This is a genomic window from Agrobacterium sp. 22094 (assembly GCF_052046015.1).
In the GTDB taxonomy this organism is placed as follows: Bacteria; Pseudomonadota; Alphaproteobacteria; order Rhizobiales; family Rhizobiaceae; genus Agrobacterium; species Agrobacterium cavarae.
This window is the reverse complement of the sequence record NZ_JBQEPX010000003.1, coordinates 161,188-187,956: the sequence shown is the minus strand read 5'-3', so window position 1 is coordinate 187,956 and position 26,769 is coordinate 161,188. Positions and strand designations below refer to the sequence as shown.

The window sequence follows — 26,769 nt, the reverse complement described above, 5'->3', positions numbered from 1 at the left end:
CCGATCAGACGATTTGAACAGGCTTGCCTGTCTGCCAGCTTTCGGTGGCGGCATCGGCCAATTTCTGCGCCTGCAGACCGTCGAAACCGCTTGGACGCGGCGCGGTGTTGCCGGCATCGACCGCGTCGATGAAGGTGTTGATCTCGTTGGCATAGGCCTGGGCGTAGCGCTCGATGAAGAAGTTCTGCACCGGATCGCCGGCAATGCCGTTGGCGTTCCACAATTCGACGCTCGAATTCTGGATGTTGCGGGCCGAGAGCATGCCGGTCGAGCCATGCACTTCGATGCGCTGGTCGTAGCCATAGGTCGCACGGCGGGAATTGGTGATCACTGCGATCCGTCCCGATGCCGTCTGCATTTGCACAGCTGCGGTATCCACATCGCCTTCTTCGCCGATAGCCTTGTCCACCAGCGCGGAACCGAGCGCGTTGACGACCACGAACTCTTCACCCATCAGGAAGCGGGCCATATCGAAGTCGTGGATCATCATGTCACGAAATAGACCGCCGGAGGACTTCACATAGCTTGCCGGTGGCGGGTTGGGATCGCGGCTGATGATGGTGACGATCTCGATCTCTCCGACATCGCCATTGCGCAGGCGCTGCTCGACCATCGAGAAGTTGTTATCGAAGCGGCGGTTGAAGCCGATCATCAGCGTGGATTTGTTCTGTTCGACCACATCCAGGCACTGGTTGATGCGATCGACCGACAGCGACACTGGCTTTTCGCACAGGATATGCTTGCCAGCCTTGGATGCCGCCTCGATCAGATCGGCATGGCTTGGCGTCGGGGTGGCGATCAGCACGGCATCGACATCCGATGCGGCGATAATCTCTTCAACGGATGCGACCCGCGCGCCCGTCTGTAGCGCCAGTTGCTCCGCCGCCTCGGGAAAGGCATCCGCGACATAGGCAAGCTTTGCCTTGGGATTGGCGGCAATCGTTGCCGCATGGACCTTGCCAATACGGCCCGCACCCAGCACACCGAACCTGATCATTTCATTTGCTCCACGCTAAATTCCTCCTCGGGACGGCCACGCCTAAGAAGCGGGTCGCGCCCTGTCATCATCCGATCTTCTGTCGATGACGATCGATAAGACCCTAGCTCAAGCCAAGGCGAAATCAAGTGGAAATTCCATTAGAAGCGTCAGTGAAATATTTATTCTATTCACTGCTGGAATTGCGGCCTGTCGGACACTTATTGGCTCACATAGAGAGCGCTGGCCCGAAGGATGTTGACACTCTATAGCGCCTCAATGTGTAGAGCCGCGGCTCTGGGCTGCAAGCGCGGAAACGATGTGCCTGATTTCAGCTTTAGCGTCCGAGAGCACGAACGGCCCATGGTGGTGAGTGAGGGCGCTGGGGGGAACGAAAAAAATGTAAGGGATTGCTCTGCTGTCCAAGTCTTTCATCAACGGCAACATCAATTCGGCTCCGTATCGCGCATCGATGATTGCGCCGCTGAAATGCCAGTCGTGATCATGGACTGACGTCGCGGCGTAAGGACCTTGCAAAACCATCGATGCCTCAGACCACGCAGACTTGATAGCAGGCGTGAGCGTGTCGCTTTTGCCGAAGACGGCTATCGTCAAGCGGCCGTTCGTCCTCAAGCGCCGCTCCGCGTTCGTTTTGGTCATTTAGCAGTCCCTTGCATCCACCGATAATCGACTCGCCCTTCCGGCCCGTGGACGATCATCATGTCCATCCGTCTTCGCATCCCTTGAGGAACCGAACTGCGCAAACACGGTTTGGGCACATCACAAAATTGAATGTGAGCCTATCGGGAGGAAAAAATCATGAGCAATGACACGGTATTGATGCCCCATGAGCGCGGTTGGGCTGTGCTGCACAATGGCATGCTGACGAAGGTCTACCCAAGCCGTCATCTGGCAATGCAGAAGCTGAAGGACGAGATGAGCCGCCGCTCACTCAAGAACCAAAGGACGCATCAGAGCGAAGCCACCCATGCCCCGCGGCGACAGGAAAGCGCCGCGCAAAGACGAGATCAAGCATAGAGCCTCTGATTGACCCTCCGTTCCAGGATGAGGACGAAAGCACCCCCTCATCTTAAAAGACAACGTCGGAACCTCAGCCACCCTCCGGCGTTCGACCCCTGATGCTTCTGCGTCGCTTCAATGGAGGGTGGACGGATTTTTGGGGTGAACCAACCAGTTCCTTATTGCGGTCCTGCGCCGCTGCCATCGCAAGTCTGGGGTGCTTGGAACTTCGACCCGTTTGCTCTGGCGGTCGTCGTCGCGCTCACGATGCTGTCGGCGCTTTCGCTTCATAGACACCGGATATGGATTGCGACGGCCGTTTTCGCCGTATCCACCCTGCTCTTGATTTCACCACTTTGCGCTCTGACCACAGCGCTGTTTTCCGTGCGGGTGACCCATCACTTCATCTTGATGACAGTGCTTGCTCCGCTTCTCACCACGGTCTTCCGGACGAGAAGCGCTGTTTCCAGCCGCCTGCCACCGGAAATGGCGTTCATCTTTCACACTTTGATCTTCTGGTTCTGGCATATTCCGCCGGGCTATGCCTTCGCTCTTAATGGCATGATCCCCTATTGGATCATGCAGGCAGGCCTTCTTGCCAGTGCCATCTGGCTATGGGCGATCCTGCTGTCTCCGAGAACCAGTATCTTCACTGCCGTTGCCCTGGCTCTTGCGACCGTTGCGCAGATGGGCATGCTTGCGGCGATCCTGACGCTCTCGCGCGCGCCGCTTTTCGCCGCACATCTCGATACGACACAGGCCTTCGGCCTCGAGCCGCTTCAGGACCAGCAGCTTGCCGGCGTCATCATGTGGACGGTGGGCCTGCTACCCTATCTCATCGTGGCATTGATGCGCCTTTATCGCGGTGTCGCTAGCCGGGATGGCAAGGGCAGCTGGCAATGGTGATACTGCTGAAATTCATCCATATCGCAGCGATCTCCATCTGGGCCGCGACACTTCTCAGTCTGCCTGCGCTTTACGTCCAACGCGCGCATGTCGGCAATCGATCCGGTCTTTACGCGCTCCAGCGCCTCGTGCGCTTCTGCTACGTCGTCGTCGCGTCGCCAGCGGCCTTCGTCTCGATCCTGACCGGCACAGCCCTGATTTTCTTTCAGCACACTTTCACGCTCTGGTTCACCATCAAGCTTGGGCTCATCGGCGTGATGGTGACAGTGCACATCGTCACTGGGCTCGTCATCATTCGTCTTTTCAACGAGGGAGAGGTCTATCCCGTGTGGCGCTTCATCGGCGCCACCGTGCTGACCGCCGCGACCGTGCTCGGCATCTTTTTCGTCGTTCTCGCCAAACCGGATTGGAGCCTCGACATAATTCCGATCGAGGCTGGCGGGCTGAAAGAGATCGCACGGTCGATCAGTCCTTGGGCGATACCATGAGACCGACGCCATGATCGAAAATCAACTTACCGCCATGCCAGCCAGCCAGCCCCGTCAACCCCGACGCGATCAGCGACAGGACAAGGCCGTGGGGCAGGACCTCAATGCTGGAAAAATAGCGACCGCCCCAATTGGCCCCGCAAACCGCAATCAGCGACATGCCAGCCACTGCATGCGCCCAGCTTGCAACACGCGCGCGGATGCCTGGAACGAGAAAGAGCTCGGCCGAGCCGATCAAACCGGCCGCAATGGCGCTGAAGAACGCAATGCCCGTCGTCCACAGCCCGACACGCAGCCAGAATGGATCAGCGCCCCACCAGTACATGATGTCCGCACCGAGCGTCCCGAAGACAAGCGCAATCGGGAAATGCACCGTCATTGCATGAAGGGGATGGCCAGCAACGGCAACGGCCGAACTCGCATCCTTTTCCTCGAGCTTGGAGATGACCGGGTTTTTCTTCGGCGGTGTATCCAAAACACGTCTCCTCTTTCTCCGACAACCAGCGGGCCCGGGCAGAGGTTCCGCGCAATCGCGACGAAGACCACCCTGCCGTTGATGCTGGCCGGCTGTTCCGGCGATCTTTCCACACTCGATCCTGCGGGACCCGCCTCAAGCGCCGTGGCGCAACTGTGGTGGATCATGCTCTTCGGATCGGCCGTCCTATTCGCTCTTGTGCTCGGCCTTTTCTTCCTGAGCGCCTTTTCTCGAAAGCTGTCACACGTCCCTGCTTCGCGCTGGATTATCGGCGGCGGGATCGTCATGCCCATCCCCGTTTTGACGGCACTTCTGGGTGCAGCCTTCCTCCAGGGCGAAGCTCTGTTCGGCGCGAGAGCAGATGCACCCGCCGACGTCATTCGTGTCCAGGCCAGCATGTGGAACTGGGATGTTCGCTATAGTGCGGCTAACACCGGTCCTGGTAGTCGCAATGTCCTCCATATCCCGGCTGGACAGACGGTCGAGATCGTCGTTTCCAGCACCGATGTGATCCACAGTTTCTGGGTGCCGCGCCTTGCCGGCAAGATCGATGCCATTCCAGGCCATGAGACGCGCATACGGCTGAAGGCGGACAAGGCCGGCACATTTGGCGGGATCTGCGCCGAATATTGCGGCACCGGCCATAGCGCCATGACTTTCAGCGTGATCGCCCATGAGCCGGACGACTATCGGCGGGTGATAGAAACACTTCCAGATGCACAGGGATCGACGTGACGCAAAAGATTTCACCCATTCGCCTGCATCGGGAACTGGAAGCCATCTGGGGCACAGGCAAAGGCTGGTGCCGCCTCGCCGCCGTCAATCACAACATTATCGGCGCACGTTTCATGCTCACCGCCCTCGTCTTCTTCGGGATCGGCGGCTTTCTCGGCATGCTGATCCGCACGCAGCTTGCGACATCCGAAAGCCGCTTCCTCGATGCGGCAGAGTATGCGCAAGTCTTCACCATGCATGGGACCATCATGATGTTCCTCTTCGCCATCCCATTTTTCGAGGGACTAGCGATCTATCTGCTGCCCAAACTGCTCGGCGCCCGCGACCTCGCCTTTCCGCGTCTCTCCGCTTACGGATACTGGTGCTACCTCTTTGGCGGCAGCATGCTGATCATCGCGCTCCTGGCCGGCGTCGCGCCGAATGGCGGCTGGTTCATGTATACGCCGCTCAGTTCCTCCACCTACAGCCCCGGCATCAACGCCGACGTATGGTTGCTCGGCATCACCTTCGTCGAAATTTCGGCGATGACGGCCGCGATCGAGATTGTCGTGACGATCCTCAAGATGCGCGCGCCCGGCATGTCGCTCGACCGGATGCCGATCTTTGCCTGGTACATGCTGGTGGTGGCGGGCATGATGGTGATTGGCTTTCCGCCGCTGATCCTGGGCTCGATCCTGCTGGAAGCGGAACGCGCCTTCGGCCTGCCCTTCTTCGATCCGACCCGTGGGGGCGATCCGCTCTTGTGGCAGCACCTGTTCTGGCTGTTCGGCCACCCGGAAGTCTATATCATCTTTCTGCCTGCAGCCGGCGTCATCTCCACCATCCTGCCCGTGCTCGCCCGCACGACGCTTACGGGATACAAGATCATCATCGCCGGAATCCTGTCGATGGCCTTCCTGTCCTTTGGGCTTTGGGTCCATCACATGTATACGACGGGCATCCCGCATGTGGCCTTGTCGTTCTTCTCGGCGGCGAGTGCCCTTGTTGCGGTGCCGACAGCAATCCAAATCTTTGCGTGGATCGCGACGCTAAGCCAAGGCCGGCCATCCTTTACCATCCCGATGCTGCACATTTTCGGATTCTTCTTCGTCTTCGTCATCGGCGGCTTGACTGGCGTGATGCTGGCGATGGTACCCTTCGATCAGCAGGCGCATGACACGCATTTCGTCGTCGCCCACCTCCACTACGTGCTTGTCGGCGGCTTCCTGTTCCCGATGCTGGCAGGCGCCTATTACTGGGTGCCTCACATCTCCGGTCGCCAGCCCATTCAGCATATGTCGCACGCAGCCTTCTGGATGATCTTTATCGGCTTCAACCTGACCTTCTTCATGATGCATCTGACAGGTCTCCTCGGCATGCCGCGCAGGGTCGATACCTACCCGGCAGAGTCGCCGTGGGAATGGCTGAACCTGATGTCGTCCATCGGCAGCTTCATCATGGCGATGGGTTTCGTGCTGGCCGCAATCGATCTCTTTCTGGTGTTTTTCTTTGGCCGTCCGTTCCGGCGCAATCCCTGGAACGCCGGCACACTTGAATGGGCTATGCCGACACCGCCGCCATCCTACAACTTCGCCGCCCTGCCATCTGTCGACAAACGGGCAGACAGGCTTGACATCAACCGCCTTGGCTCACGCCTTGCGGCAGGCGATGGCTATCTTGGCTTCACTCGCAATGGCTGGATGGAAACGCTGGGGGTAAGCGCCGTTCAGGCTCGGCCCAACCAGATCATTATCCTGCCACGCCAAACCTATCTTCCGCTCATCACGGCCCTGGCGACAGGGCTGTTCTTCGTCTCCTTGCTCGCAAAGCTCTACGTGATCGCGCCCATAGCACTTCTGGCGGTGATCCTTCTCTTCCTCAGATGGACGCCGAATGAGGCCGTGCAGACCACAGGCAGTGAACTTTACGCGGGCAAAGGGTTGGTCTTGCCACCGCATTTTGAAAGTGGAGATCCCCCCTCGCTCATGGCGATGCGCCTGACATTGCTGGTCACCGCCACACTCTTCACTTCGCTTCTCTTTGGGGGCCTGTTCCTCTGGGTCTCGGCGCCCGGCTGGGAGAACCTTCGCTCCTCCTCAGTCTCATCCATCTGGACGCTCTTGGCCTGCGTTATCGCGATAGCAGCTTCTGTGCTTGGCTCACTGCCCGCGAAAGCTCTTCTGCGCGCGCCATTCCTGCGCCTTGCAAGCATGGCTCTATACGGCATCGCGATGGCATTGCTCTTGGTGGACCTCGTCAGGACATATGGAACGGAGTTTCACGCCTCGGATGCCGTGATTTACGCCGTCAATATCTACGGGCTCATTCACATGGGTATCGGCGGGCTGTTGTCTGCGTTTTGCATCTGGAGAATCCGGACCGGCTACGTCACCGAAAACAGGCTGGTCGATCTGCTGATCGCGGGACTTTGGAACAGATATGTGGCCGCAACGACTACGATCGTGGCTGTCTATCCCTCTCTTCTGTCGCTTCTGCAGGGTGGAGGAAGCTGATGCGATATGCGCTGGCCATCGCCCTTCTGCTGCCCTTCACGGGCTGGAGCCTCGGCTTTCTCCTTCTATATGGCGCTCAGGCCACCGGCTGCTCGCTGGGATGGCAGGACATGGCGATCGGCCCAATCTCTTCGCTGAGAGCGCTTCTCATTTTGTTGTTCGCTGCCACCACCCTCACCATAGCGATAACCGTCTTCGTTGCGCTGAGTGCAGAGAAAATCTCCTCGTCCATGAGCGGAACGATGCTCTCCGTGACGCGCTACACGGCGGGCGCGGCGCTCTTCAGCACGGCTTATGTGTTTTCAGGCATTCTATGGCTGGACCTCTGCTAAAGCGACTTGGCTGACCGCGAATACGAAGAGTCGCGAGTACAGAACTTTTCTTCCGCTCAAGCATTCTCACCCTGGTGGCTTGAAAATCTGCGCCATTGCCGAACAATTGTGCCGCGAGAGGAAGCAGAATGACTGAGGAACACGAGAAACTTGCAGGCCAGAACCAATTGATCTCGTTCCTGCCGGATGACATTCGCTCAGAGCTCCTGAGGCGTGCCGTGGCTGTCGATCTGCCTGCCGGCGAAATCCTTATCAAAGCAGGCGAGAAGATTGAAAAGGTCTTTTTCATCTGCAGCGGCATCGCCTCGGTCCTCGTTCAATCGCGCTCCGGCAAGGTGACGGAATCCGGCATTGTCGGGCGGGAAGGTTATGTGCCGTCAGGCGCACTGGTCGATGCGGAGACAAGCTTTACGCAAGTCATCATGCAGGTCCCAGGACAGGCGATAGTTTTGGAGATCACCGCGTTCCAGGCTCTGCGCAATCGTCATCGAATTCTTGAGCAACTGCTGACCTGCGCATCGCATGCGCTGCGCACTCAGATCGAGTGCACGCTGCTATCCAATACTACGCAGCCCGTCAGCCAACGGCTGGCACGGTGGATTCTCGTCTGCCACAACCGGGTGGACGGCAACCAGCTTCATCTGACCCACGAATTTTTGTCGCTGATGCTGGCAGTCCGGCGACCGAGCGTGACAGATGCCCTGCATTTTCTCGAAGGCAGGGGGTTCATTCGCTCCGAAAGAGCCAAGATTACCATTCGCAATCGGGACGCCCTGGAAGAATATGCCGGCGATATTTACGGCCTGTCCGAGGAAGAGCATGACCGGGTCTTTGCCCGCTTTCGCGCCTCCGCACTTTTGCGCCCTGCGACGGCCGATACCCGCTCTGCGGGTTGAGCAAGAGCGCGGGGGCCGCCTCGATTGCGGACGGCCCCTTTCGCGACTTTGCTTTACCGCGAGGCGGTGCGGATGATCCGACAGAGCTTCACGAGATCTGCCTCATAGCCGCCCCTCATGATATCGACGCAACGCTTCGCCAGGCGAAGCTGCTCTGTGCGCGACATATCGTTGTAGGCACGGATAATGCCGTTGGCCGGCAGTGACGGGTTGGTGCCGGGGTTGACCGTTCCAGGGTTCGGTCTTCCAGGACCGGTGCCGACACCGATACCAAGATCGACGTCCAGGGCTCTCGCGCCTCCGACAGTCGCTCCGACCGAAGCATTCAATCCGCGGCTTCCGCCGACTGACGTGTTCACATCCGCATTTGCAATGCTCCGGCCTCCGACCGTCGCACTGGTATTGGCGTTCACGCCTCTGCTTCCACCAACCGAAGCGTTGACGTCTGCGCCAAGGCCACCTCCCGAACGGCCTCCGACGCTGGCTCCGGCGTTGATCCCGCCGCTTCCTCCGACAGAAGCACCGACACCCAAGCCGCCGCTACCATTGCCGCCGACACTTGCGCTAACTCCGCCCACACTGACGTCCAAGGCATGCGCATTGATCGGAAGCGCCAGACATGCGCTCACCAACAAAACACTACTCAGTCTTGTCATGATTTTTCCTCCTCACACACGATACTCACTCCACATCAGCATCAAAGATGCCATTTAAGAGTGTATATTAGAGGATTCTGTTTTGAAACACCAATGTATAAGTGAGGCCTAATATAGGGTGAAAATGACGTCACATTTCCGTGAAATCAGCAGTTTGTCTCATTTTAGTACAAGTAGTCTGCATCGGCGTGAAAGCAATGTGGTACTAAGATACTTGCCTTGCGAGTATATCGGTCATGAGGCGATTGTATTCGCTCTCTGCTTGGCCATATGAGCCACCGGCTTCCAACTCCAGCCCTTGCCGATTGATGATGGTAATCTGCCCCCGGGAGGCCCGGATCAGGCCTTTTCCTTCAAGAATATGAAGCGCGACAGTAACGCCAGGACGTCTCACTCCAAGAACAAGGGCAAGGAACTCGTGGGTCATCGCCACCGTTGCGCCATCGATCCGGTCATGGATCATCAGCAACCAGCGCGCGAGACGTTTGTCGAGTTTTGATAGACCATTGGCGACGACCGTCGACGCAGTCTGAGTGAGCAATGTGTGGATGTAGGTCAGGAATACATCACGCAAGGTATCGCTGACTCTCATGGCATCGACGATAGCGGAGGACGAAACGGCGATCCCGTAGCCGCCCACTTGAACAAGTGTGCGGTGCGTTGCTTCTGTACTACCGAGTACGATGGCGGAGCCCGACATGCCTTCACGACCTGTCAGCCCGACCTCGATGCTTTTCCCACTGGATAGATGACCGATGACGGAAGCGAGACCCGTTTCGAAAAAAATGACCCGTTCGATCGGGACACGCGGCTGCTCTATCACTTCATGGACGTTAAGCTTGACGATCTGCATGCTCGGGCGCAGCAGTTCGTAATCATCCGGACGCAAAGCTTTCAACAGTTTGTTGCGTACAGAGTTCTGTTCGGTATCCATTGAAGTCGTCATTCCCTTCGATCGTCCACAGGACGTTTGAGGGACACTAAACTGTTGAAACCTTTGAGCAATACAATGTCATCTACCGTACAGAAATTGACCCGCGGCAAACGCCCTATTCATATGATAATTATCTAATTAGTATACAGTGTACCGAGATGGGCCCACGTCATCAAAAAATGTTGGTGTTCAGGGAGTTGACGATGACATCCGCGGGATACCTCATTCGAAACACGCTTCTCAATGCCGCGAGCGAGTCAAGCTTCGGTTCTTTACGCGGCGCCCTGCAGCAGGTTAACCTACCCTCATGAACCGTGCTCATCAGGGCTGGCGAAAAGACCACCCATGTTTTCTTTATCGAGACGGGAATAGCGTCAAACCTTCTCACAATGACGGACGGACGTGATGTAGAGATTCTACAAACCGGCTTTGAAGGATTGATTGGAGGCCATGCGGTCTCAGCGGCCGCCTCAACACCGTACAGGACCGTGATGGCGACGGACGGCGCGGCACTGAGACTGTCAGTCCGTGAGTTCCACGCCGTCGTGAGCCACCACCGCACCCTCCAGCAAATGCTAGAGCGCTACGCCTATTGCCGTGAGCTTCAACTGGCGCAGCTTTCAGTATCCTGTCTCAGCCATCGTTTAAACGTGCGGGTTGCCCGATGGCTGTTGATGTGCCGCGACCGCATGCCGTCTGGTGTGCTTCCCTTCACCCATGACTTCATCGCAAGCTGTCTCGGAACACGTCGCGCCGGCGTGACAAACGAACTTCATATTCTGGAGGGGATGCATGCGATAAAGGCGTCCCGAGGAGTGATCGAAATTCGGGATGCGGAGCCTATCAGACGTGTTGCGGGAAACAGCTATGGACTGCCGGAAAAGGAATATCGACGCCTGATCCTGACGCTGGCAAAAGCCAGCCGCAAGATCGGCGTCAACTGAAGCCGAGGGCGTCTCTCTACTTCTGCATTCCCTTGACCATCTCAAGGTGATGCTGAAGGGCTGGAAGCGTGCTCGCCGCCCAGGTCTTCAACTCACCATGATCGCCGCCTTCGGAATAACGCTTGAATAGGTCGACAGCATTCTCATGCGCCGTCACCTGATCGTCGATATACCGCTCATCGAATTCGGCACCATTCAGTTCCTTCAAACCTTCCAACATATCCGCTTGTGACGACGCGAGCGTCGTTGATGGCGTGGCCTTTACCTTACCTGACTCGATCAGCTGCTTCATTTCCAGCGAGGTCTTTTCGTGATCGTCGATCATCTGCTGGGCAAAGCCTTTGGTCTTGTCGTTGCCTTTTTGAAGCGCAAGCTTGCTGGACTCGATTTCGAACATATCGCTTGCTGACGCCTGCTGAACGAAATCCTCCGTCGACGGCGCCACACCCATGACCGAGTTGATACCCGTCTTCTCGGCCGCGGATTGCGCTGCTGCGGGGCCTGCAATGGCGGCTGTTACGGCGAGTGCTGCAATGAGAAACTTCATCTCTTCGATCTCCTTTTGTCGGGACCGCCCTAACCGTAACTGCCACGGCATGTTCCCCGGTTGGAAAAAGCAAACTGCGGAACCCTCTTGGCGCACCCGGGTTGGGGCAGCCTGAAAGGAGAATGATATGACCAAAGACACGCCCTCCACCGGCCCGGCCGGTACGACCGACCAGTGGCCACGCTGGGAAGGCCCCACACCCCAAAAGCCACGAGGCTACATGCCAGCGACAGATGACCCGGAAACCGACAGGGATGCCGTCGGCGAAAATTTGAAGGATCCTGAAAAACGCAATATCGGTGACGCGCTGAAGACAAAAGATAATCAATGACAGCATGAAAGGGAGGATGTTCAATACCAGAGGTGATCCGACCGGACGGCAGCGGCGTAATTACGTAAACGCTAACATAAATCGTGAGACACCAATCCGCTGCCGGACCAGAAGAATGCAGAAATATTACTTCCATGTGCTGACGTCTGAAGCACGCGTTATCGATCCCGAGGGTAGCGAATTGAAGGACATGGACGCTGCCTATATCTCCGCGATCGAAGATGCGCGTGCTTTGATGAGCGAAGCTATTTTGGAAGGAAAGGATATTTCGTCGCGGCGAATCGAGATTTGCGATGAGATAGGGAGACCGCTGCAGGTCGTTCCGTTCCGCTCTGCCCTGACTATTCTTGACTAATCAAGACATGATGCTGAACGGGCAAGCACTTATCATCGACGACTACCTGTAGTCGCGTTCAAATCGCGCCATAAATCGCTCTATTGGGTACGCTTCCGGACGTTTACGGCCTTCAGGTACCGTCCTATACTTTGAGGCATTCTTCTTTCCTCAAGCATAGGCCGGGTTGGTACTGCTCGGAAGATATGATGTGTTTTCAATATGAACATCAAAGCCAGGGCGTTTTTTTAAACGATGATATGCGCGTCGTCCAAACCGCATATAATGGCGTGCTTTCCGAGCAGTGGGAACCAATCGCTCCCGACACCGCAGACGTGGCCCGCTACGTGCTTCGGATGTATGATCGGGGAATCGTCGACGCGGAAAAAATGACCCGTTTGGCGTCGCTGCACTTCCGCTACCGTCTTGATATGCTTCGCTACGGTTGACGCGATCCACCGCTTCAAAATCCGGAACCTCGCCCGTCCCTTGAGGTTAGCAGCCGCAAAGAAGACTATATATCTGGGGCGGTTGGACGATGGCTTACATCGATACGAATACTGACAATTGGCGGCACCTGTGCATCGACATGCAGCGGATGTTTTCGGAAGAGACACCGTGGCAGGTGAACTGGATGCCAAAGATCCTCGGCAATGTGAGCCGGCTGGTTCAGCAGTGGCCACAACAAACCATCTTCACCCGCTTTGTCCCGCCTGCCAATGCGAAGGCCGCCCACGGTCAATGGCAGTCTTATTACCGCAAATGGTGGATGATGACGGGCGATCATATTCGCCGTGAATTGACCGAAGTTATTCCGGAGCTTGCAGCCTTCATGCCGCCGGCCGTAGACTTTAGCAAATATACGTACTCTCCGTGGACCGATGGAAGACTGCACCACTATCTGAGCAAACGGGATGTCGGCACTGTCGTTATCTCGGGTGGAGAAACCGATGTATGCGTCCTCGCAGCGGTTCTGGGCGCAATCGATCTCGGCTACCGCGTCTTCCTGATCGAAGATGCGGTCTGCAGTGGGCAGGACGAAACCCACGATGCATCGCTGGCACTGCTGCGAGGCCGTTTCGCGGTCCAGTTGACGCTTGTGAAAACCGAGGAGATGATTGAAAGCCTACATGAAATTTTGGCCCACCCCTGAGATGCAGGAATGGGCCATGAAAGACATGGCAACGTGGCGGAACGCGTTAGTAAAGGTCGCGGCGCAAAGCTTCGCGAGCGCGGCTGACACGGCTCTTGATGGTGCCGATACGACACCCGCATAGATCGGCAGCGTCGGAGTAGCTGGTACCGTCCGCGATCAGGAGCAGAGCCTTCTTCTGGTCTGAATCCAGATCGCCTATAGCGCGCATGACCTGTTGATGTTCGAGGCGCCATTCTTGGCTCGGGGGCGTGGACATCATTTTCTCCACACCCGCAGGCAGGCCGATGCGCTCTCGCTGAGCGACCTTATAACGGGTGCAGAATGTGTTGCGCATAATAGTAAACAGCCAAGACTTCAACGCGGTCCCCGGCGTGAACCGATGAACGGCGCGAAGCGCCCTTAGAATCGTTTCCTGGACGAGATCGTCAACCTCTCCCTCCGTCCGAACAAAACGGCGGGCGAAAGCAGAGAGCGCCGGGCTGAGATCGGCAATGCCCATTCTCAATTCGGCAAGCTGGTCCTCGGTGACAACCAATTCGGATGCGGTGCTGGCGTTTTGCATGTCCATATTCCCCTCCGTGGATACAGTTCATAATGCAGGGGGGAAGGTCATCGTTGCTGTACGCCAGCGTACACACAGCGGTTGAATTAGAGAAAACTTAATGAACGGAACGAGAATCTGACGGTTCGAAGCATCTTTTATAGCAGGATGCCCGATGGGGAAAAGAGCCCTTCTACCGTTGGGATTAGAGCACGGTTTAAGCAAAACCGTGCAGCGGTTTTGCGATAACGACATGCGTCCCGAATACCCTTCACCGCACGTCCTCGATCAGAGCCAATAACGCAAGATGGCGACACACAATCTATGATTGAATACGCCTGCGTCTTCCTTCCATGGCGGCCAGCGCTGTACCGACGAGGATCAGCGGCAGGGCGGTGATGAAAGTACTGGAGAGCAGCGAGTTGAAGATCAGCAAGTCCGCCAGGATCGGCCACAGGATGGCGAGATATTCAAACGGCGCCAGCAAGGATGCTTCGGCGTGTCGAAAGGCCATCGTCATGGCGATATGCGCAAAGCCACCGAAAAGGCCGGCGAGAATGAGAAGTGAGAAACCTATGGGGTCCGGCATCACCCAGCCGAAAGGCACGGTGAAGAGACCGCCAATCATCGAGGCAATGACGAAGTAGAAGGCGATCGCGCCCGGATGTTCCGTTCTGCTGAGACTGCGCACCATGATCAGGGCGAAGGAGGTCAGCACCCCCATCAGCAGACCGAGGATATAACCCCACATTCGCGCGTCATCCATGACGCCGTGACCGATCTCCGGCCACACCAGCGTCACCACCCCGGCAAGCCCGAAAAGCACACCACCCACACGCCACTTGGTCAGCCGTTCGGAGAGAAGCACCACACCAGCAACACTGGTGAAGGTCGGCGAGAGGTAGGTGAGAAGCGTTGCCTCCGCCAGGGGCAGGCGCGCAATGGAGGCGAAGGACGCAAACATCGCAGCAGCCCCAAGACTGGAGCGCAGCAAATGGCCAAAAGGGCGTCGCGTCGCCAACCCACGCGGAAATTCGTTGCGCCACCATAGAAAGATCACGAGCGGGATCAGCGCAAATGCCGAGCGGAAGAAGACGATCTGGCCGACAGGCACCTCACCCGAGGTCGCCTTGATGCAGATCGACATGGCTGCAAAAAGAAATCCCGAGAGAACCCGAAGGCCAATGCCAAGCGTCTGGTTTTCGCTGATGGTTTTCACAAGTGTCCCTGGACCGTAGATGGGTGGTTGCTGCCACACATTCAGACGCGATGTTCTATCGAAGAAACTGGATATGTGGCTTGGCGTGGAAGCGCGAGGTCTCGACGACGGCTTCGACCGAAAAGACGTTCCGCAACAGATCCTGCGTCATCACCTCTTCAGGCGTTCCTGACGCCACGATCTTGCCGGTCTGCAGCACGATCAGGTGATCGCAGTACATGGCAGCATGGTTGAGATCATGGAGCGCGATGATGCTGGTGACCGGAAGCCCAGATACGAGGCGCAGAAGGCTGATCTGGTGGTGGACGTCCAGATGATTGGTGGGCTCATCGAGAATGAGTTCCTTCGGCGACTGCGCCAAGGCGCGGGCAAGATGAGCACGCTGCTTCTCACCGCCCGAGAGGCTCTGCCAGGCATCGTTGCGTTTGGCGGTCATCTCTGTGCGCTCAAGCGCTTCATTCACAGCCGCATCGTCTTCCCGCGTCCAGCCTGAGAACATTGACTTGTGGGGAAAGCGTCCCAGCTTGACGACGTCGATGACCTTCAGATTGACGTTCGTCGTGGCGTGCTGCTCGATGAAGGCGATACGCTGTGCAAGAGACTTGCGGCGGATCGTCCTGATATCCTTGCCGTCCAGCAGCACCTGGCCTGAATGGGGTTTCTTCAACCCACTGAGCAGGCGAAGCAGCGATGTCTTGCCGGAGCCATTCGGGCCGAGAAGTCCAAGCATCTTGCCGGGCTCGACCGTGAAGGAAATGCCATCCACGATCGTCTTTGCGCCGACCTTCCACACCAGATTGTCCGCTGTGATACTCATGACGCGCGTTGCAGCCTGTAGAGGATGACGGAGAAGAACGGCACTCCGACCAGAGCCGTCACCACGCCGATGGGCAGAACCTGCTGCGGCACAAGCGTGCGCGAGGCGATATCGGCGAGCACCATGAAGATCGCCCCGGTGATGGCGCAGGCCGGCAAGAGCCGTGCGTGCAGCGGCCCGACGACGAAACGTGCTGCATGCGGAACCACGAGACCGACAAAGCCGATCGTCCCCACCATACTGACGATGGTGGCGGTGATGACTGCGGTCAGCGCAAAGAGAATGATGCGCGTGCGCCCGACATTGACACCGAGTGAGGCGGCCGCCTCATCGCCGAAGGCAAAGGCATCCAGCACGCGCGCATGGAAGAGGCAGCAGATCAGACCGAGACCGACGACGATGGACACGAGACCGACATCCGGCCAACGCACGCCACCGAAGCTGCCGAGAAGCCAGAACATCACGTCGCGGGCCTGCTGGGCATTGCCGGAAGTGGTGACCACATAGGATGTGGCGGCATTAAAAAGCTGAGCGGCTGCAACACCCGCCAAGATCGTTCTGTCTGCGCCACCGCGCGCCCCATTGGACAGAATGGCAACCAGGAAGAATGCCGCAAAGGCGCCGACGAAGGCACCCAGAGACAGCGACACTGCGCCGGCACCGATCCCGAGAATGACGACGGCTACGGCACCGGTCGAGGCGCCAGCGGAAATGCCGAGAACATAGGGCTCAGCCAGCGGATTGCGCAGCATGGCCTGCATGATGGCGCCGCACATGGCGAGGCCCGCGCCGCAGAAGACGGCCACGAGAGCGCGGCTCAGCCTGTACTCCCAGATCACTGCCTCATGGATGCGGCTGATCTCGACCGACGTCCAGCCGAGCTTGTTGGTGATGGCGGCATAGGTGGTAGAGAGCGGAATTGGTAGATCGCCAATCCCGACACTGATGCCGACCACGAGGGCAATCGTCGCGAAGCACGCAAGATAGAGCGCTACGGAGGCAACAAGCCGCCGCATCCCGCTACCTGATCGATCCTTCGCCGCCACCGAACTCACTTCAGGCCGAGGGTCTTCAACTGCCGAGCAATCTGCTCGGCGCCGTAGATCGTCTGAACGCTTGGGTTCATCGCCTGCGCCGGCATGATGACGAGCGCCTTGTTCTTGACGGCATTCATCTGGCTGGTGGCAGGATCGCTATTCAGGAACTTGATCTTTGCATCTGCCTTGTCGAGTTCCCAGCGATTGCGGTCGACCTGCGTCACGACGATCACGTCGGGATCGGCGGCAATGATCGTTTCCCAACCAATGGCCGGAGATTCGGTTTCGGTGGTAATGGCATTGGTGCCGCCCAACAGATCGGCGATATAGCCCGATGGGCTGTTCTTGCCGCCGAGATAGGCGTCAGCCGACGGCGACGGGCTGGAGAACCAGAAGACATAGGAAAGCTTCTTGCCATCCTTCGCCGCATCAGCACGCAATGCAGCTTCGCGCTTCTTCAGGTCGGCGATGACGGCCTGCCCCTTGTCGGCCACGTCAAAGATCTGCGAGAGATCATCGATCTCCTTATACAGCGTCTCCATGTTCCAGAGTTTGGAGCGATTGCCATAACCGGACTTGTCTTTGGACATGTCGTCCAGCGCGCACATGCTGGGCGAAAGATAGGTGGAGATGCCAAGCTTGTCGAAATCTTCGCGCTTCGCCACCTTGCTGGTGGGGCCGACGAGTGTCGGCAAGGCGGCGGTCACAAAGTCCGGGTTCTGTGCCAGGATGGATTCGAAGGTCGGAAACTCGACGGTCAGAACCTTGACCTTGGCGTTAGCCTCGGCGACCTGCGGCAGAACCTTGTTCGGCCAGAAGGCAGTGCCGACCATCTTGTCCTGAAGACCAAGCAGCAGCATGATCTCGGCGCTGTTCTGACCGAGTGCCACGGCACGCTCAGGCGCCTTGTTGAAGGTGACCGTGGCGCCGCAGTTTTCGATCGTCAGAGGATAGGTCGTCGCGGCCGTCGCCGGGGTTGCCGCAAACCCCGCAAATGCACAAAATCCCACAGCCGCAAAAAGACGCTTCATCATCACCCAAGATCCTGTTGAACGCGGCTCCCGCCGCACAATGCCTGCGCCTATAATCACCTCTCCTTGCACAAAACAAGACCGTTTGCTTCATATTATGGTGTCGGGATTTTTCCTGTTGATATCAAGATCAGCCCAGTTCGCGTCGTTGCAACAGCCTATTGACGCACTGAACGAAATGCATACTATATCTGGTATTCAAGGTTCTTCCGATTCTGTCGGAAGCGAAGATGGGAATACGGTGCGCGAAGCCAGCAATGGTGGAGCAATGCCGCAGCTGCCCCCGCAACTGTAAGCGGCGAGCATTCTCTCAGCAGCCACTGAAACATAAGGTTTCGGGAAGGCGAGATGAATGTGACGACCCGCGAGCCAGGAGACCTGCCTTGAGTAAATACGTCCACCGGCGGGGTGCCCGGAAGGTCGCGAATGCGTACGGGATGACCCTGTGCGTCTCGCTTCCCCCATGCCTCCGCGTAGAGCCACTTCGGGGTGAAGTCCTATGATTACGAGTTCAGTCTTTTATCCGTTGGAGTAACCGGCGTCTGAGGCATGGTGCACAGAAGCGTTCGGCGCTTTTGCTACTAAGCCATGCCACAGCACTGTCCGGCAGGCCTCGGCTTTGCGTTCAACCCTGTTTTTAAACCGTCACGCGCCCCGCGGCGCGAGAGCGATTTCCCATGCCTTTTTCCAACGAGGATCAAAATGAGCATCACCGTCTACAGCAAGCCCGCTTGCGTTCAATGCACTGCGACGACGCGCGCACTCGATCGTCAGGGTCTCGACTACACGATCGTCGATGTCTCGACTGACGAGCAGGCCTATGAGCGGGTGCTCGGTCTTGGCTATCGCCAGGTGCCGGTCGTCATTGCCGGCGAGACGCATTGGGGGGGCTTTCGGCCCGACATGATCAGCACGCTTGCATCGTGACGCAGACTATGGCGGGGGAGATCGTCTACTTCTCGACGCGCTCGGAAAACACGCATCGCTTCGTGGCCAAGCTCGACACCCCCGCCCGCCGCATCCCGATCAGCGCTGCTGTGACTCTGCATGTTCCAAGCCCGTTCGTCCTCATCGTCCCGACCTATAGCGGCGAGAACGGCAAGGGCGCGGTTCCCAAACAGGTCATTCGCTTCCTCAACGATGCGAATAATCGAGCAAACCTTCGCGGCGTGATTGCTGCGGGCAATAGCAATTTCGGCGCGACCTTCGGGATCGCCGGCGACATCATCTCCGCCAAATGCGGCGTGCCCTATCTCTATCGCTTCGAGCTGATGGGGACGGGTGAGGACGTCGTCAATGTCAGACAGGGATTGGAACGATTTTGGACACGTTGACACTCGAGAGGCCCCTGAAGCAGTCGGACGCAGCAGTGCTGGATTACCATGCACTGAATGCGATGCTGAACCTTTACGATGAGGATGGCCGGATTCAGCTGGACAGGGACAGGCTGGCAGCGCGCCAGTACTTTCTTCAGCACGTGAACCAGAACACGGTGTTCTTTCACAATCTGCGCGAAAAGCTCGATTATCTTTTGAGTGAAGGCTATTACGAGCAGGTAGTGCTGGACCAGTACGCCTTCAACTTCGTCCGCGATCTCTTCGACCATGCCTATGCGAAGAAATTCCGCTTCCCGACATTCCTCGGGGCTTTCAAATACTACACGTCCTATACGCTGAAAACCTTCGACGGAAAACGGTATCTGGAGCGGTACGAGGACCGCGTCTGTATGGTGGCGCTGACGCTGGCGCGCGGCGACGAGACACTGGCGCGCGGCCTGGTGGATGAGATGATCTCCGGCCGCTTCCAGCCGGCAACTCCGACTTTTCTCAATGCGGGCAAGAAGCAGCGCGGAGAGCTCGTGTCATGCTTCCTGCTGCGCATGGAAGACAATATGGAGTCGATCGCCCGCGGCATCAACTCGGCATTGCAGCTCTCGAAGCGCGGCGGCGGGGTGGCCCTTTCACTGACCAATCTTCGTGAAGCCGGTGCGCCGATCAAACAGATCGAAAACCAGTCCTCCGGTGTCATTCCGGTGATGAAGCTCCTGGAGGATTCCTTCTCCTACGCCAACCAGCTTGGCGCGCGCCAGGGTGCAGGCGCCGTCTATCTCAATGCCCATCACCCCGACATCATGCGTTTCCTCGACACCAAGCGCGAAAATGCCGACGAGAAAATCCGCATCAAGACGCTGTCGCTCGGCGTCGTCGTTCCGGATATCACCTTCGAACTCGCCAAGAACAATGAGGATATGTACCTGTTCTCACCCTATGATGTGGAACGCATCTATGGCGTTGCCTTCAGCGAAATTTCGGTGACGGAAAAATACCGGGAGATGGTCGCCGACAGCCGGATCCGCAAAAAGAAGATAAAGGCGCGCGAGTTCTTTCAGGTGCTGGCCGAAATCCAGTTCGAAAGCGGCTATCCCTACATCATGTTCGAGGACACGGTGAACCGCGAGAACCCGATTGCTGGGCGCATCACCATGAGCAATCTCTGCTCGGAAATTCTTCAGGTCAGTGAAGCCAGCACCTATGAGGCCGACCTGTCCTATGAAACGACGGGGAAGGATATTTCCTGTAACCTTGGCTCGCTCAACATCGCAGCGGCGATGGATTCGGACGATTTCGGCAGGACGGTCGAGACCGCAATCCGCGCTTTGACGGCCGTCTCGGACATGAGCCATATCGCCTCCGTGCCATCCATCGCCAAGGGCAACGCAGAGAGCCACGCGATCGGCCTCGGCCAGATGAACCTGCATGGCTATCTGGCACGCGAGCGGATTTTCTATGGCTCCGAAGAAGGCGTGGATTTCACCAATATCTATTTCTACACGGTGACCTATCACGCACTGAAGGCTTCCAATCGCCTGGCAGTAGAGCGTGGTCAGCGCTTCAAGGGCTTCGAACAGTCCAAATATGCGAGCGGCGACTACTTCGACAAATACACGCAACAGGAATGGAAGCCGTCAACGCCGCGCGTTGCCGATCTGTTCGAAAGGGCCGGCATTCACATCCCGACACAGGAAGACTGGCTGGTACTCAAGCAGGCTGTGATGGAGGGTGGGCTGTACAATCAGAATCTCCAGGCGGTGCCGCCGACCGGCTCGATTTCCTATATCAACCACTCGACCTCCTCCATCCACCCGATCGTCTCGAAGATCGAAATCCGCAAGGAAGGCAAGATCGGCCGCGTCTATTATCCGGCTGCCTTCATGACCAACGACAATCTCGAATACTACCAGGACGCCTACGAGATCGGGCCTGAGAAGATCATCGATACCTATGCGGCCGCCACGCAGCACGTGGATCAGGGATTGTCGCTGACCCTGTTCTTCCGCGACACCGCCACGACACGCGATATCAACCGCGCCCAGATCTATGCCTGGAAGAAGGGCATCAAGACGATCTACTACATCCGCCTTCGCCAAATGGCGCTGACCGGCACGGAAGTGCAAGGTTGCGTCTCCTGCGCCCTCTGATCATTCGGTAACAACCATGAACATCCAACTGAAGACCACGGCGCCAAAGGCTGCCACCGCGATCCGCGCGATCAACTGGAACCGCCTTGAGGACGATAAGGACCTCGAGGTGTGGAACAGACTGACGGGCAATTTCTGGCTGCCGGAAAAGGTGCCGCTCTCCAACGACATCCCGTCCTGGGCAACGCTGAAGGCCGAAGAGCAGCAATTGACGATCCGCGTCTTCACCGGACTGACACTGCTCGACACGATCCAGAACGGCGTCGGGTCAGTCCGCCTGATGGAAGATGTGGCGACACCGCATGAAGAGGCGGTGCTTTCCAACATCTCCTTCATGGAGGCCGTGCATGCCCGCTCCTATTCGTCGATCTTCTCGACGCTGTGCTCTACGCCCGATGTGGACGATGCTTATCGATGGTCGGAAGAAAACGAGTTCCTCCAGCGCAAATCGTCCCTGATCCTGGAGCAATATGCCTCTGACGATCCATTGAAGAAAAAGGTAGCGTCTGTCTTCCTTGAAAGCTTCCTGTTCTATTCGGGCTTTTATCTGCCGATGTACTGGTCGAGCCGGGCCAAGCTCACCAATACGGCAGACATGATCCGCCTCATCATTCGCGACGAGGCGGTGCACGGGTACTATATCGGCTATAAGTTCCAGCGCGCGCTCGAACGGTTGCCAGAGGCGGCGCGCCAGGAGATCAAGGATTTCGCCTTTGATCTGCTGCTTGAGCTTTATGACAATGAAGCGCGATACACCGAAGCGCTTTACGACGGCGTCGGCCTGACCGAGGACGTCAAGAAGTTCCTGCACTACAATGCCAACAAGGCGCTGATGAATCTCGGCTACGAGGCACTGTTTCCGCCGGAGGCCTGCAAGGTCAATCCGGCCATCCTTTCGGCGCTGTCACCCAATGCCGACGAGAACCACGACTTCTTCTCCGGCTCCGGCTCTTCCTATGTCATCGGCAAAGCAGTCGCCACAGAGGATGAGGACTGGGATTTCTGAAGCGCCGCGCGTCCTTTGGAGCGCACGAAGGACGCCTTACCTATTTGAATCGACGCATCGGCCAGAAAATCGAGCCTGATTTTCTGGCCGATGCTGTAGGGTACAGTCAGTCCCGCAGCCTCAGGCATCTCCAATGTGCTTGAGAAAGTGCCTGAGACGTAGAGTAGTGGCGTGTCCCAACCGCGAACGATTGCGGCGATCATACTGGCGGCAAGTGTGAGAAAAGCGCCGCCAAGCCTTGTTGGATCAGCGTGCCTGTGTCCACTCCGGCAGCCAGTCGCGGTGGGCGACGAGAAGGTCATCCACCATCGACCAGATCTGATCGAGGTCGAGTTCCGCCGCCGTATGCGGATCCATCATCGCCGCGTGATAGATGTGCTCGCGGTTTTCGCTCATCATCGCCCGGACCGTCAGTTCCTGGACGTTGATGTTGGTGCGCATCAGCGCTGTCAGTTGCGGTGGCAATTCGCCGATAAAGGTTGGCTGCACGCCGTTATGGTCGACGAGGCAGGGCACTTCTGCGGCGCAGTTATAAGGCAATGAGGTGATGCAGCCATTGTTGCGCTGGTTTCCGTAGATTACCGAAGGCTCGCCGGTCCACACCGAGTTGATGATGGACGAGGCATATTCTTTCGATTGCTTGACCTCGATCTTGTCGGCCGAGCGATAGGCGGCCGCCTCACCCTTCCAGCGTTCGATCTGCTCGATACAGCGCTTCGGATATTCATCGAGCGGAATGCCGAATTTCTCGATCAGGTCCTCACGGCCTTCCTTGATGAAATAGGGCGTGTATTCCGCGAAGTGCTCGGAGCTTTCGGTGACGAAGTAACCGAGGCGCGTCAGCATCTCGTAGCGGACCTTGTTGGGGCAGCGTGGGTTCCAGCCGGGCTTCGGGGCACGGCCTTCGCGGTAGCCGCGCACCAGATCCGGGTAAAGGTTCTTGTAGCTGCCATCCGGCTGGCGGTGTTCGAATTCAAGGAAGAACGCCATGTGGTTGATGCCAGCGGAGCGGTAGCGAATTTCCTCGTAGGGAATATCAAGATCGAGCGCCAGTTCCATCGCCGTTCCCTGAACAGAGTGGCAGAGACCCACCTGGCGGATTGTCGGATATTTCTCCGCGATCGCCCAAGTGTTGATGGCCATGGGGTTCACATATTGCAGCATGATGGCGTTCGGGCAGACCGCCAGCATGTCCTCGCAAATCTTCCAGAGGTGCGGCACGGTGCGCAGACCACGCATGATGCCGCCCACACCAAGCGTATCGGCAATCGTCTGGCGCAGACCATATTTGCGCGGCACCTCGAAGTCGGTGACGGTACAAGGCTCATAGCCGCCGATCTGGAAGGCGACGACGACAAAATCGGCATCCGTCAGCGCCTTTCTTTGATCGGTGAAGGTTTCCGCCTTGGCGCTGACGCCGAGCGTCGAGATCAGCTTGTTGACGACGATGGCGCTCTCGTCCAGCCGCTGCTGGTTGATGTCCATCAGCGCAATGCGGGCGCCGGACAAAGCGGGGCGCTGCAACACGTCGCCGATGATATTTTTCATGAACACCGTGGACCCTGCCCCGATGAAAGCGATCTTGGGATTTCTTGTCATTTCTTTCTCCACTCTCGGAAATTATGCGATTTCGAACGCAGCCCGGACCAGCCGCTGCGTGTATTCGGTCTTGGGATTGGATAGGACTTCCTCGACGGACCCCTGCTCCACGATCTGCCCGCGCTGCATGACGATGACGCGGTGGCAAAGTGCCCGCACAACCTTCAGGTCGTGCGAGATGAAGAGGTAGCTCAAGCCCTTCTCATCCTGCAGCTTGCGCAAGAGATCGATGATCTGTGCCTGCACAGAGAGGTCGAGCGCCGATGTCGGCTCGTCCAGCAGCAGGAACTCGGGCTCCAGCGCGATCGCGCGTGCGATGGCGATACGCTGGCGTTGCCCGCCAGAGAACTCATGCGGAAAGCGATTGGTGACATTGTCGGGAAGTCCCGCATCTCTGAGAGCCGCTCGCACGCGATCCAGCCGCTCGGCGCTGTTGGCGCCGATATTATTGACGACCAGCCCCTCACCGATGATCTGGCCGACCGTCATGCGGGGATTGAGCGATGAAAACGGATCCTGAAACACCACCTGCATGCGTGAACGTAAGGGGCGCATGCCATCGCGATCCTTGTTGTGGATCGGCTGCTTGTCGAAGAAGATTTCCCCGCCCTCATTGCTGATCAGTCGTGTCAGTGCCTGCCCAAAGGTCGTCTTGCCGGAGCCGGATTCGCCGACGAGCCCGAGTGTTTCATGCCGCCTGAGGTCAAGCGACAGGCCATCCACCGCAACGAGATCGTGAAATACCGGGCGGAAAAAGCCGCCGCTGCGCAAACCAAACGATACCCGGACATTCTTGCCTTCGAGCAGGATGGGTTGGTCGTCCGACAGTGGCTTGGCTCGGCCGCGGGGCTCTGAGCCGAGAAGATGGCGCGTGTAAGGGTGTTGCGGCGCCTCGAAGAGCGCGGCTGTGGTATTGTGCTCCTGCAGCAGACCCTTCTGCATGACATAGACATAGTCGGAGAAGCGCCGCACCACCGTCAGATCATGCGTGATGAGGACGACGGCCATGCCGTGCTTTTGCTGCAAATCGCGCAGCAGATTGAGGATCTGCGCCTGCACGGTGACGTCGAGCGCGGTCGTCGGCTCATCGGCGATCAGCAGGTCCGGATTGTTGGCAAGCGCCATGGCAATCATCACGCGCTGGCGCTGTCCGCCGGATAGCTGGTGGGGATATTGATCGATCCTCAGTTCCGGATCCGGGATGCGCACTTCGGCCAGAAGCGCGATAGCCTGCTTGCGCGCCTCCGACTTGCTGACCCGGCGATGCGCGCGGATGGCTTCGGCAATCTGCGTGCCGATGGAGTAGAGCGGATTGAGCGAGCTCATCGGCTCCTGGAAGATCATCGATATCCGGCTGCCGCGTAGCAGGCGGCGTTTGTCGCGCGAATATTTCAGAATGTTTTCGCCGCGAAACTTCACCCGCGTATCGGGACTGACCGTGGCGCGCTTGGACAAGAGCCCCATGACCAGACGTGCCGTGACCGATTTTCCCGAACCGGATTCACCGACGATGGCAATCGTCTCGCCGCGGTATAGCTGGAACGAAATATCCTGAACGGCGGAGACTTGGCCATGCTCGGTCTTGAAGTTGACGCCGGCGTGGCGCACGTCGAGAAGCGGTTCGTCGGTATGAAGCGCTGCGTCGAGACGAAGTTCGGGGATGAGGTTTTGTGTCATCGTGATCTCTTTCTCGGCTCAATAGGGATCGATCGCATCGCGAAGACCATCGCCCAGCGCATTGAAGGCGAAGACAGTGACCAGCACGAAGCCGACAGGTGCGAGGATCCAGGGGTAGGAACCGATAACCGAATAATTGGCCGTATCCTGAAGCATCAAACCCCAGGAGATGAGCGGCGGCTTCACCGCAAAGCCAAGGAAGCCAAGGAAGGACTCCAGAAGCACGATCGTCGGAATGTTCAGCGTCACCGCCACGATCACATGGCTCATCACATTCGGGAAAATGTGCTGGAAGATGATGCGCCGGTCGGTTGCCCCGATTGCGATCGCCGCCTTCACATATTCGATGCGGGCAAGTGCGAGCGTCTTGCCACGCACTTCGCGCGACATCTGCGCCCAGCCGAGCGCCGACATGACGACGATGACGAAGCCGAGAAAGACATTGGTGGGTGCAGTAACCGGGATCAGCGATGTCAGCGCCAGATAAAGCGGCAGTTGCGGGAAGGCGAGCACGAGTTCGACAAATCGCTGCGTCCATGTGTCGAAGGCACCGCCAAGATAGCCGGAGACCATGCCGACGGTCGTGCCGATAGCGGTGACGATGGTGACGACGGTCAACGCAATCATCAGCGAGATGCGAGAGCCATAGATGGCGCGGGAGAGAATGTCGCGGCCGAGCTTATCCGTGCCGAGGAAGTGAATTGGCTTGCCATCCGTCGAGCCGAAGAAGTGGACTGTGGACGGAATGATGCCGAAGAGCTTGTATTCGAAGCCGGTCACGAAGAAGCCGAGGACCCGGGGGCTCTCATAGTCCGGTCCGCTGATGGGCTGGAACGTGATGGGATCGAGCTTTTCGGAATCGACGATCGGATAGACGCGGGGCATGACCAGATTGCCTTCCTGGTCATGGATCGAAATCGATTCCGGCGGCATGAAGGAGTCTTCCGACAGCATCGGATCGACGGGGGCTAGGAAGCCCGCGAAGACTGCCATGATGAGAAGAACGCAGACGAGCACGAGGCCAAGCATGCCGGTGAAGGATCGCCGGAAGCGGCGCCAAACCAGAGCCTGATAGCTTTCGTTGCCCGCTGTTGCAGTCGTTACGGTCGGCTCGATTGTGGTTTCGGCTGGAACCAACATGG

30 protein-coding genes and 1 riboswitch are annotated in these 26,769 nt (G+C 57.8%); of the genes, 16 read left to right on the top strand and 14 right to left on the bottom strand.

Going from position 1 to position 26,769, the window contains the following annotated elements:
* Window positions 1-4: 4 nt before the first annotated feature.
* The gene (gene iolG / locus ACTJK5_RS15780; RefSeq protein ID WP_440598864.1) at window positions 5-997 is read right to left on the bottom strand and encodes an inositol 2-dehydrogenase; all 993 of its coding nucleotides are present in this window, start codon (window positions 995-997) and stop codon (window positions 5-7) included.
* Window positions 998-1,252: 255 nt separating this feature from the next.
* Window positions 1,253-1,636, bottom strand: coding sequence for a hypothetical protein (locus ACTJK5_RS15775; RefSeq protein WP_440598863.1), 384 nt, complete (start codon window positions 1,634-1,636; stop codon window positions 1,253-1,255).
* Window positions 1,637-1,795: 159 nt separating this feature from the next.
* Between ACTJK5_RS15775 and ACTJK5_RS15770 the strand changes: the two genes are divergently transcribed.
* The 3 genes from ACTJK5_RS15770 to ACTJK5_RS15760 all read left to right on the top strand — a co-directional run bounded on the left by ACTJK5_RS15770 (window position 1,796) and on the right by ACTJK5_RS15760 (window position 3,390).
* Complete coding sequence (locus ACTJK5_RS15770; RefSeq protein WP_440598862.1) at window positions 1,796-2,014, top strand: hypothetical protein; 219 nt, start codon at window positions 1,796-1,798, stop codon at window positions 2,012-2,014.
* A 144-nt stretch (window positions 2,015-2,158) separates the two neighbouring features.
* A complete protein-coding gene (locus ACTJK5_RS15765) occupies window positions 2,159-2,902 on the top strand; it encodes a cytochrome c oxidase assembly protein (protein WP_440598861.1) in 744 nt (247 codons plus the stop codon).
* A complete protein-coding gene (locus ACTJK5_RS15760; RefSeq protein WP_440612819.1) occupies window positions 2,896-3,390 on the top strand; it encodes a CopD family protein in 495 nt (164 codons plus the stop codon). The genes ACTJK5_RS15765 and ACTJK5_RS15760 overlap by 7 nt, the downstream gene beginning before the upstream one ends.
* Here the strand turns inward: ACTJK5_RS15760 and ACTJK5_RS15755 are convergent.
* Window positions 3,368-3,865: a DUF2231 domain-containing protein gene (locus tag ACTJK5_RS15755; RefSeq protein ID WP_062423707.1), complete on the bottom strand. Its 498-nt coding sequence runs from the start codon at window positions 3,863-3,865 to the stop codon at window positions 3,368-3,370. The two genes, ACTJK5_RS15760 and ACTJK5_RS15755, sit on opposite strands and share 23 nt — an antisense overlap.
* A gap of 81 nt (window positions 3,866-3,946) precedes the next feature.
* Here ACTJK5_RS15755 and coxB point away from each other — a divergent pair, with 81 nt between their 5' ends.
* The 4 genes from coxB to ACTJK5_RS15735 all read left to right on the top strand — a co-directional run bounded on the left by coxB (window position 3,947) and on the right by ACTJK5_RS15735 (window position 8,320).
* The gene (gene coxB / locus ACTJK5_RS15750; RefSeq protein ID WP_062443914.1) at window positions 3,947-4,600 is read left to right on the top strand and encodes a cytochrome c oxidase subunit II; all 654 of its coding nucleotides are present in this window, start codon (window positions 3,947-3,949) and stop codon (window positions 4,598-4,600) included.
* Window positions 4,597-7,092 (top strand): cytochrome c oxidase subunit I, encoded by a 2,496-nt coding sequence (gene ctaD, locus ACTJK5_RS15745; RefSeq protein ID WP_440598859.1) that lies wholly within the window; start codon window positions 4,597-4,599, stop codon window positions 7,090-7,092. The genes coxB and ctaD overlap by 4 nt, the downstream gene beginning before the upstream one ends.
* The gene (locus tag ACTJK5_RS15740; RefSeq protein ID WP_440598858.1) at window positions 7,092-7,424 is read left to right on the top strand and encodes a hypothetical protein; all 333 of its coding nucleotides are present in this window, start codon (window positions 7,092-7,094) and stop codon (window positions 7,422-7,424) included. The genes ctaD and ACTJK5_RS15740 overlap by 1 nt, the downstream gene beginning before the upstream one ends.
* Window positions 7,425-7,552: 128 nt before the next feature.
* Window positions 7,553-8,320 (top strand): Crp/Fnr family transcriptional regulator, encoded by a 768-nt coding sequence (locus ACTJK5_RS15735; RefSeq protein WP_440598857.1) that lies wholly within the window; start codon window positions 7,553-7,555, stop codon window positions 8,318-8,320.
* A 53-nt stretch (window positions 8,321-8,373) separates the two neighbouring features.
* Here the strand turns inward: ACTJK5_RS15735 and ACTJK5_RS15730 are convergent, their stop codons facing one another.
* Both ACTJK5_RS15730 and ACTJK5_RS15725 read right to left on the bottom strand, forming a co-directional pair.
* Window positions 8,374-8,976, bottom strand: coding sequence for a polysaccharide biosynthesis GNAT family N-acetyltransferase UppQ (locus tag ACTJK5_RS15730; protein WP_440598856.1), 603 nt, complete (start codon window positions 8,974-8,976; stop codon window positions 8,374-8,376).
* Between the two features lie 205 nt (window positions 8,977-9,181).
* A complete protein-coding gene (locus ACTJK5_RS15725) occupies window positions 9,182-9,910 on the bottom strand; it encodes a Crp/Fnr family transcriptional regulator (protein ID WP_062423702.1) in 729 nt (242 codons plus the stop codon).
* 491 nt (window positions 9,911-10,401) lie between these two features.
* Between ACTJK5_RS15725 and ACTJK5_RS15720 the strand changes: the two genes are divergently transcribed.
* Complete coding sequence (locus tag ACTJK5_RS15720; protein ID WP_440598855.1) at window positions 10,402-10,854, top strand: Crp/Fnr family transcriptional regulator; 453 nt, start codon at window positions 10,402-10,404, stop codon at window positions 10,852-10,854.
* A gap of 16 nt (window positions 10,855-10,870) precedes the next feature.
* Here ACTJK5_RS15720 and ACTJK5_RS15715 read toward each other — a convergent pair whose 3' ends face one another.
* Window positions 10,871-11,401 carry a DUF4142 domain-containing protein gene (locus ACTJK5_RS15715; RefSeq protein WP_113226617.1) on the bottom strand — a complete coding sequence of 177 codons (531 nt, stop codon included), beginning with the start codon at window positions 11,399-11,401 and terminating at the stop codon, window positions 10,871-10,873.
* Window positions 11,402-11,528: 127 nt separating this feature from the next.
* On the opposite strand from ACTJK5_RS15715, the gene ACTJK5_RS15710 reads away from it, so the two are divergent.
* The 4 genes from ACTJK5_RS15710 to ACTJK5_RS15695 all read left to right on the top strand — a co-directional run bounded on the left by ACTJK5_RS15710 (window position 11,529) and on the right by ACTJK5_RS15695 (window position 13,219).
* Complete coding sequence (locus ACTJK5_RS15710; protein WP_113179917.1) at window positions 11,529-11,732, top strand: hypothetical protein; 204 nt, start codon at window positions 11,529-11,531, stop codon at window positions 11,730-11,732.
* Window positions 11,733-11,847: 115 nt separating this feature from the next.
* Window positions 11,848-12,087 (top strand): DUF6894 family protein, encoded by a 240-nt coding sequence (locus ACTJK5_RS15705; protein WP_113179916.1) that lies wholly within the window; start codon window positions 11,848-11,850, stop codon window positions 12,085-12,087.
* A gap of 188 nt (window positions 12,088-12,275) precedes the next feature.
* Entirely contained in the window at window positions 12,276-12,515 is a 240-nt protein-coding gene (locus ACTJK5_RS15700; protein ID WP_440612818.1) for a hypothetical protein, read from the top strand.
* An 89-nt stretch (window positions 12,516-12,604) separates the two neighbouring features.
* Window positions 12,605-13,219 carry an isochorismatase family cysteine hydrolase gene (locus ACTJK5_RS15695; RefSeq protein ID WP_113179915.1) on the top strand — a complete coding sequence of 205 codons (615 nt, stop codon included), beginning with the start codon at window positions 12,605-12,607 and terminating at the stop codon, window positions 13,217-13,219.
* A gap of 46 nt (window positions 13,220-13,265) precedes the next feature.
* On the opposite strand, the gene ACTJK5_RS15690 is transcribed toward ACTJK5_RS15695, so the two are convergent.
* The 5 genes from ACTJK5_RS15690 to ACTJK5_RS15670 form a co-directional block, all read right to left on the bottom strand.
* A complete protein-coding gene (locus ACTJK5_RS15690; protein ID WP_062424532.1) occupies window positions 13,266-13,784 on the bottom strand; it encodes a sigma-70 family RNA polymerase sigma factor in 519 nt (172 codons plus the stop codon).
* Between the two features lie 301 nt (window positions 13,785-14,085).
* Entirely contained in the window at window positions 14,086-14,982 is an 897-nt protein-coding gene (locus ACTJK5_RS15685; protein ID WP_113226614.1) for a DMT family transporter, read from the bottom strand.
* 55 nt (window positions 14,983-15,037) lie between these two features.
* Window positions 15,038-15,799: an ABC transporter ATP-binding protein gene (locus ACTJK5_RS15680; protein ID WP_113226613.1), complete on the bottom strand. Its 762-nt coding sequence runs from the start codon at window positions 15,797-15,799 to the stop codon at window positions 15,038-15,040.
* Complete coding sequence (locus ACTJK5_RS15675) at window positions 15,796-16,815, bottom strand: FecCD family ABC transporter permease (RefSeq protein ID WP_112358978.1); 1,020 nt, start codon at window positions 16,813-16,815, stop codon at window positions 15,796-15,798. The genes ACTJK5_RS15680 and ACTJK5_RS15675 overlap by 4 nt, the downstream gene beginning before the upstream one ends.
* Window positions 16,816-16,850: 35 nt before the next feature.
* On the bottom strand, window positions 16,851-17,870 hold the full coding sequence (locus ACTJK5_RS15670; protein WP_113226612.1) for an ABC transporter substrate-binding protein: 1,020 nt from the start codon (window positions 17,868-17,870) through the stop codon (window positions 16,851-16,853).
* A 181-nt stretch (window positions 17,871-18,051) separates the two neighbouring features.
* A riboswitch (cobalamin riboswitch) is annotated at window positions 18,052-18,267 on the top strand.
* A 302-nt stretch (window positions 18,268-18,569) separates the two neighbouring features.
* Between ACTJK5_RS15670 and nrdH the strand changes: the two genes are divergently transcribed.
* From nrdH to nrdF, 4 genes are read left to right on the top strand one after another with little or no spacing between them, the layout of a single operon-like run.
* Entirely contained in the window at window positions 18,570-18,794 is a 225-nt protein-coding gene (gene nrdH / locus ACTJK5_RS15665) for a glutaredoxin-like protein NrdH (RefSeq protein ID WP_062423697.1), read from the top strand.
* An 8-nt stretch (window positions 18,795-18,802) separates the two neighbouring features.
* Window positions 18,803-19,201 carry a class Ib ribonucleoside-diphosphate reductase assembly flavoprotein NrdI gene (nrdI, locus tag ACTJK5_RS15660; protein ID WP_111847317.1) on the top strand — a complete coding sequence of 133 codons (399 nt, stop codon included), beginning with the start codon at window positions 18,803-18,805 and terminating at the stop codon, window positions 19,199-19,201.
* Complete coding sequence (gene nrdE, locus ACTJK5_RS15655; RefSeq protein ID WP_111847316.1) at window positions 19,189-21,345, top strand: class 1b ribonucleoside-diphosphate reductase subunit alpha; 2,157 nt, start codon at window positions 19,189-19,191, stop codon at window positions 21,343-21,345. The genes nrdI and nrdE overlap by 13 nt, the downstream gene beginning before the upstream one ends.
* Window positions 21,346-21,361: 16 nt before the next feature.
* Window positions 21,362-22,351 carry a class 1b ribonucleoside-diphosphate reductase subunit beta gene (gene nrdF, locus ACTJK5_RS15650; protein WP_111847315.1) on the top strand — a complete coding sequence of 330 codons (990 nt, stop codon included), beginning with the start codon at window positions 21,362-21,364 and terminating at the stop codon, window positions 22,349-22,351.
* A 246-nt stretch (window positions 22,352-22,597) separates the two neighbouring features.
* Here nrdF and ACTJK5_RS15645 read toward each other — a convergent pair whose 3' ends face one another.
* The 3 genes from ACTJK5_RS15645 to ACTJK5_RS15635 are packed head-to-tail and all read right to left on the bottom strand — an operon-like array spanning window position 22,598 to window position 26,767.
* Window positions 22,598-23,950 carry an alpha-glucosidase/alpha-galactosidase gene (locus ACTJK5_RS15645; RefSeq protein ID WP_111847314.1) on the bottom strand — a complete coding sequence of 451 codons (1,353 nt, stop codon included), beginning with the start codon at window positions 23,948-23,950 and terminating at the stop codon, window positions 22,598-22,600.
* Window positions 23,951-23,971: 21 nt separating this feature from the next.
* Window positions 23,972-25,627 (bottom strand): ABC transporter ATP-binding protein, encoded by a 1,656-nt coding sequence (locus ACTJK5_RS15640; RefSeq protein ID WP_111847313.1) that lies wholly within the window; start codon window positions 25,625-25,627, stop codon window positions 23,972-23,974.
* A gap of 18 nt (window positions 25,628-25,645) precedes the next feature.
* Window positions 25,646-26,767: an ABC transporter permease gene (locus ACTJK5_RS15635; RefSeq protein ID WP_111847312.1), complete on the bottom strand. Its 1,122-nt coding sequence runs from the start codon at window positions 26,765-26,767 to the stop codon at window positions 25,646-25,648.
* Window positions 26,768-26,769: the final 2 nt, after the last annotated feature.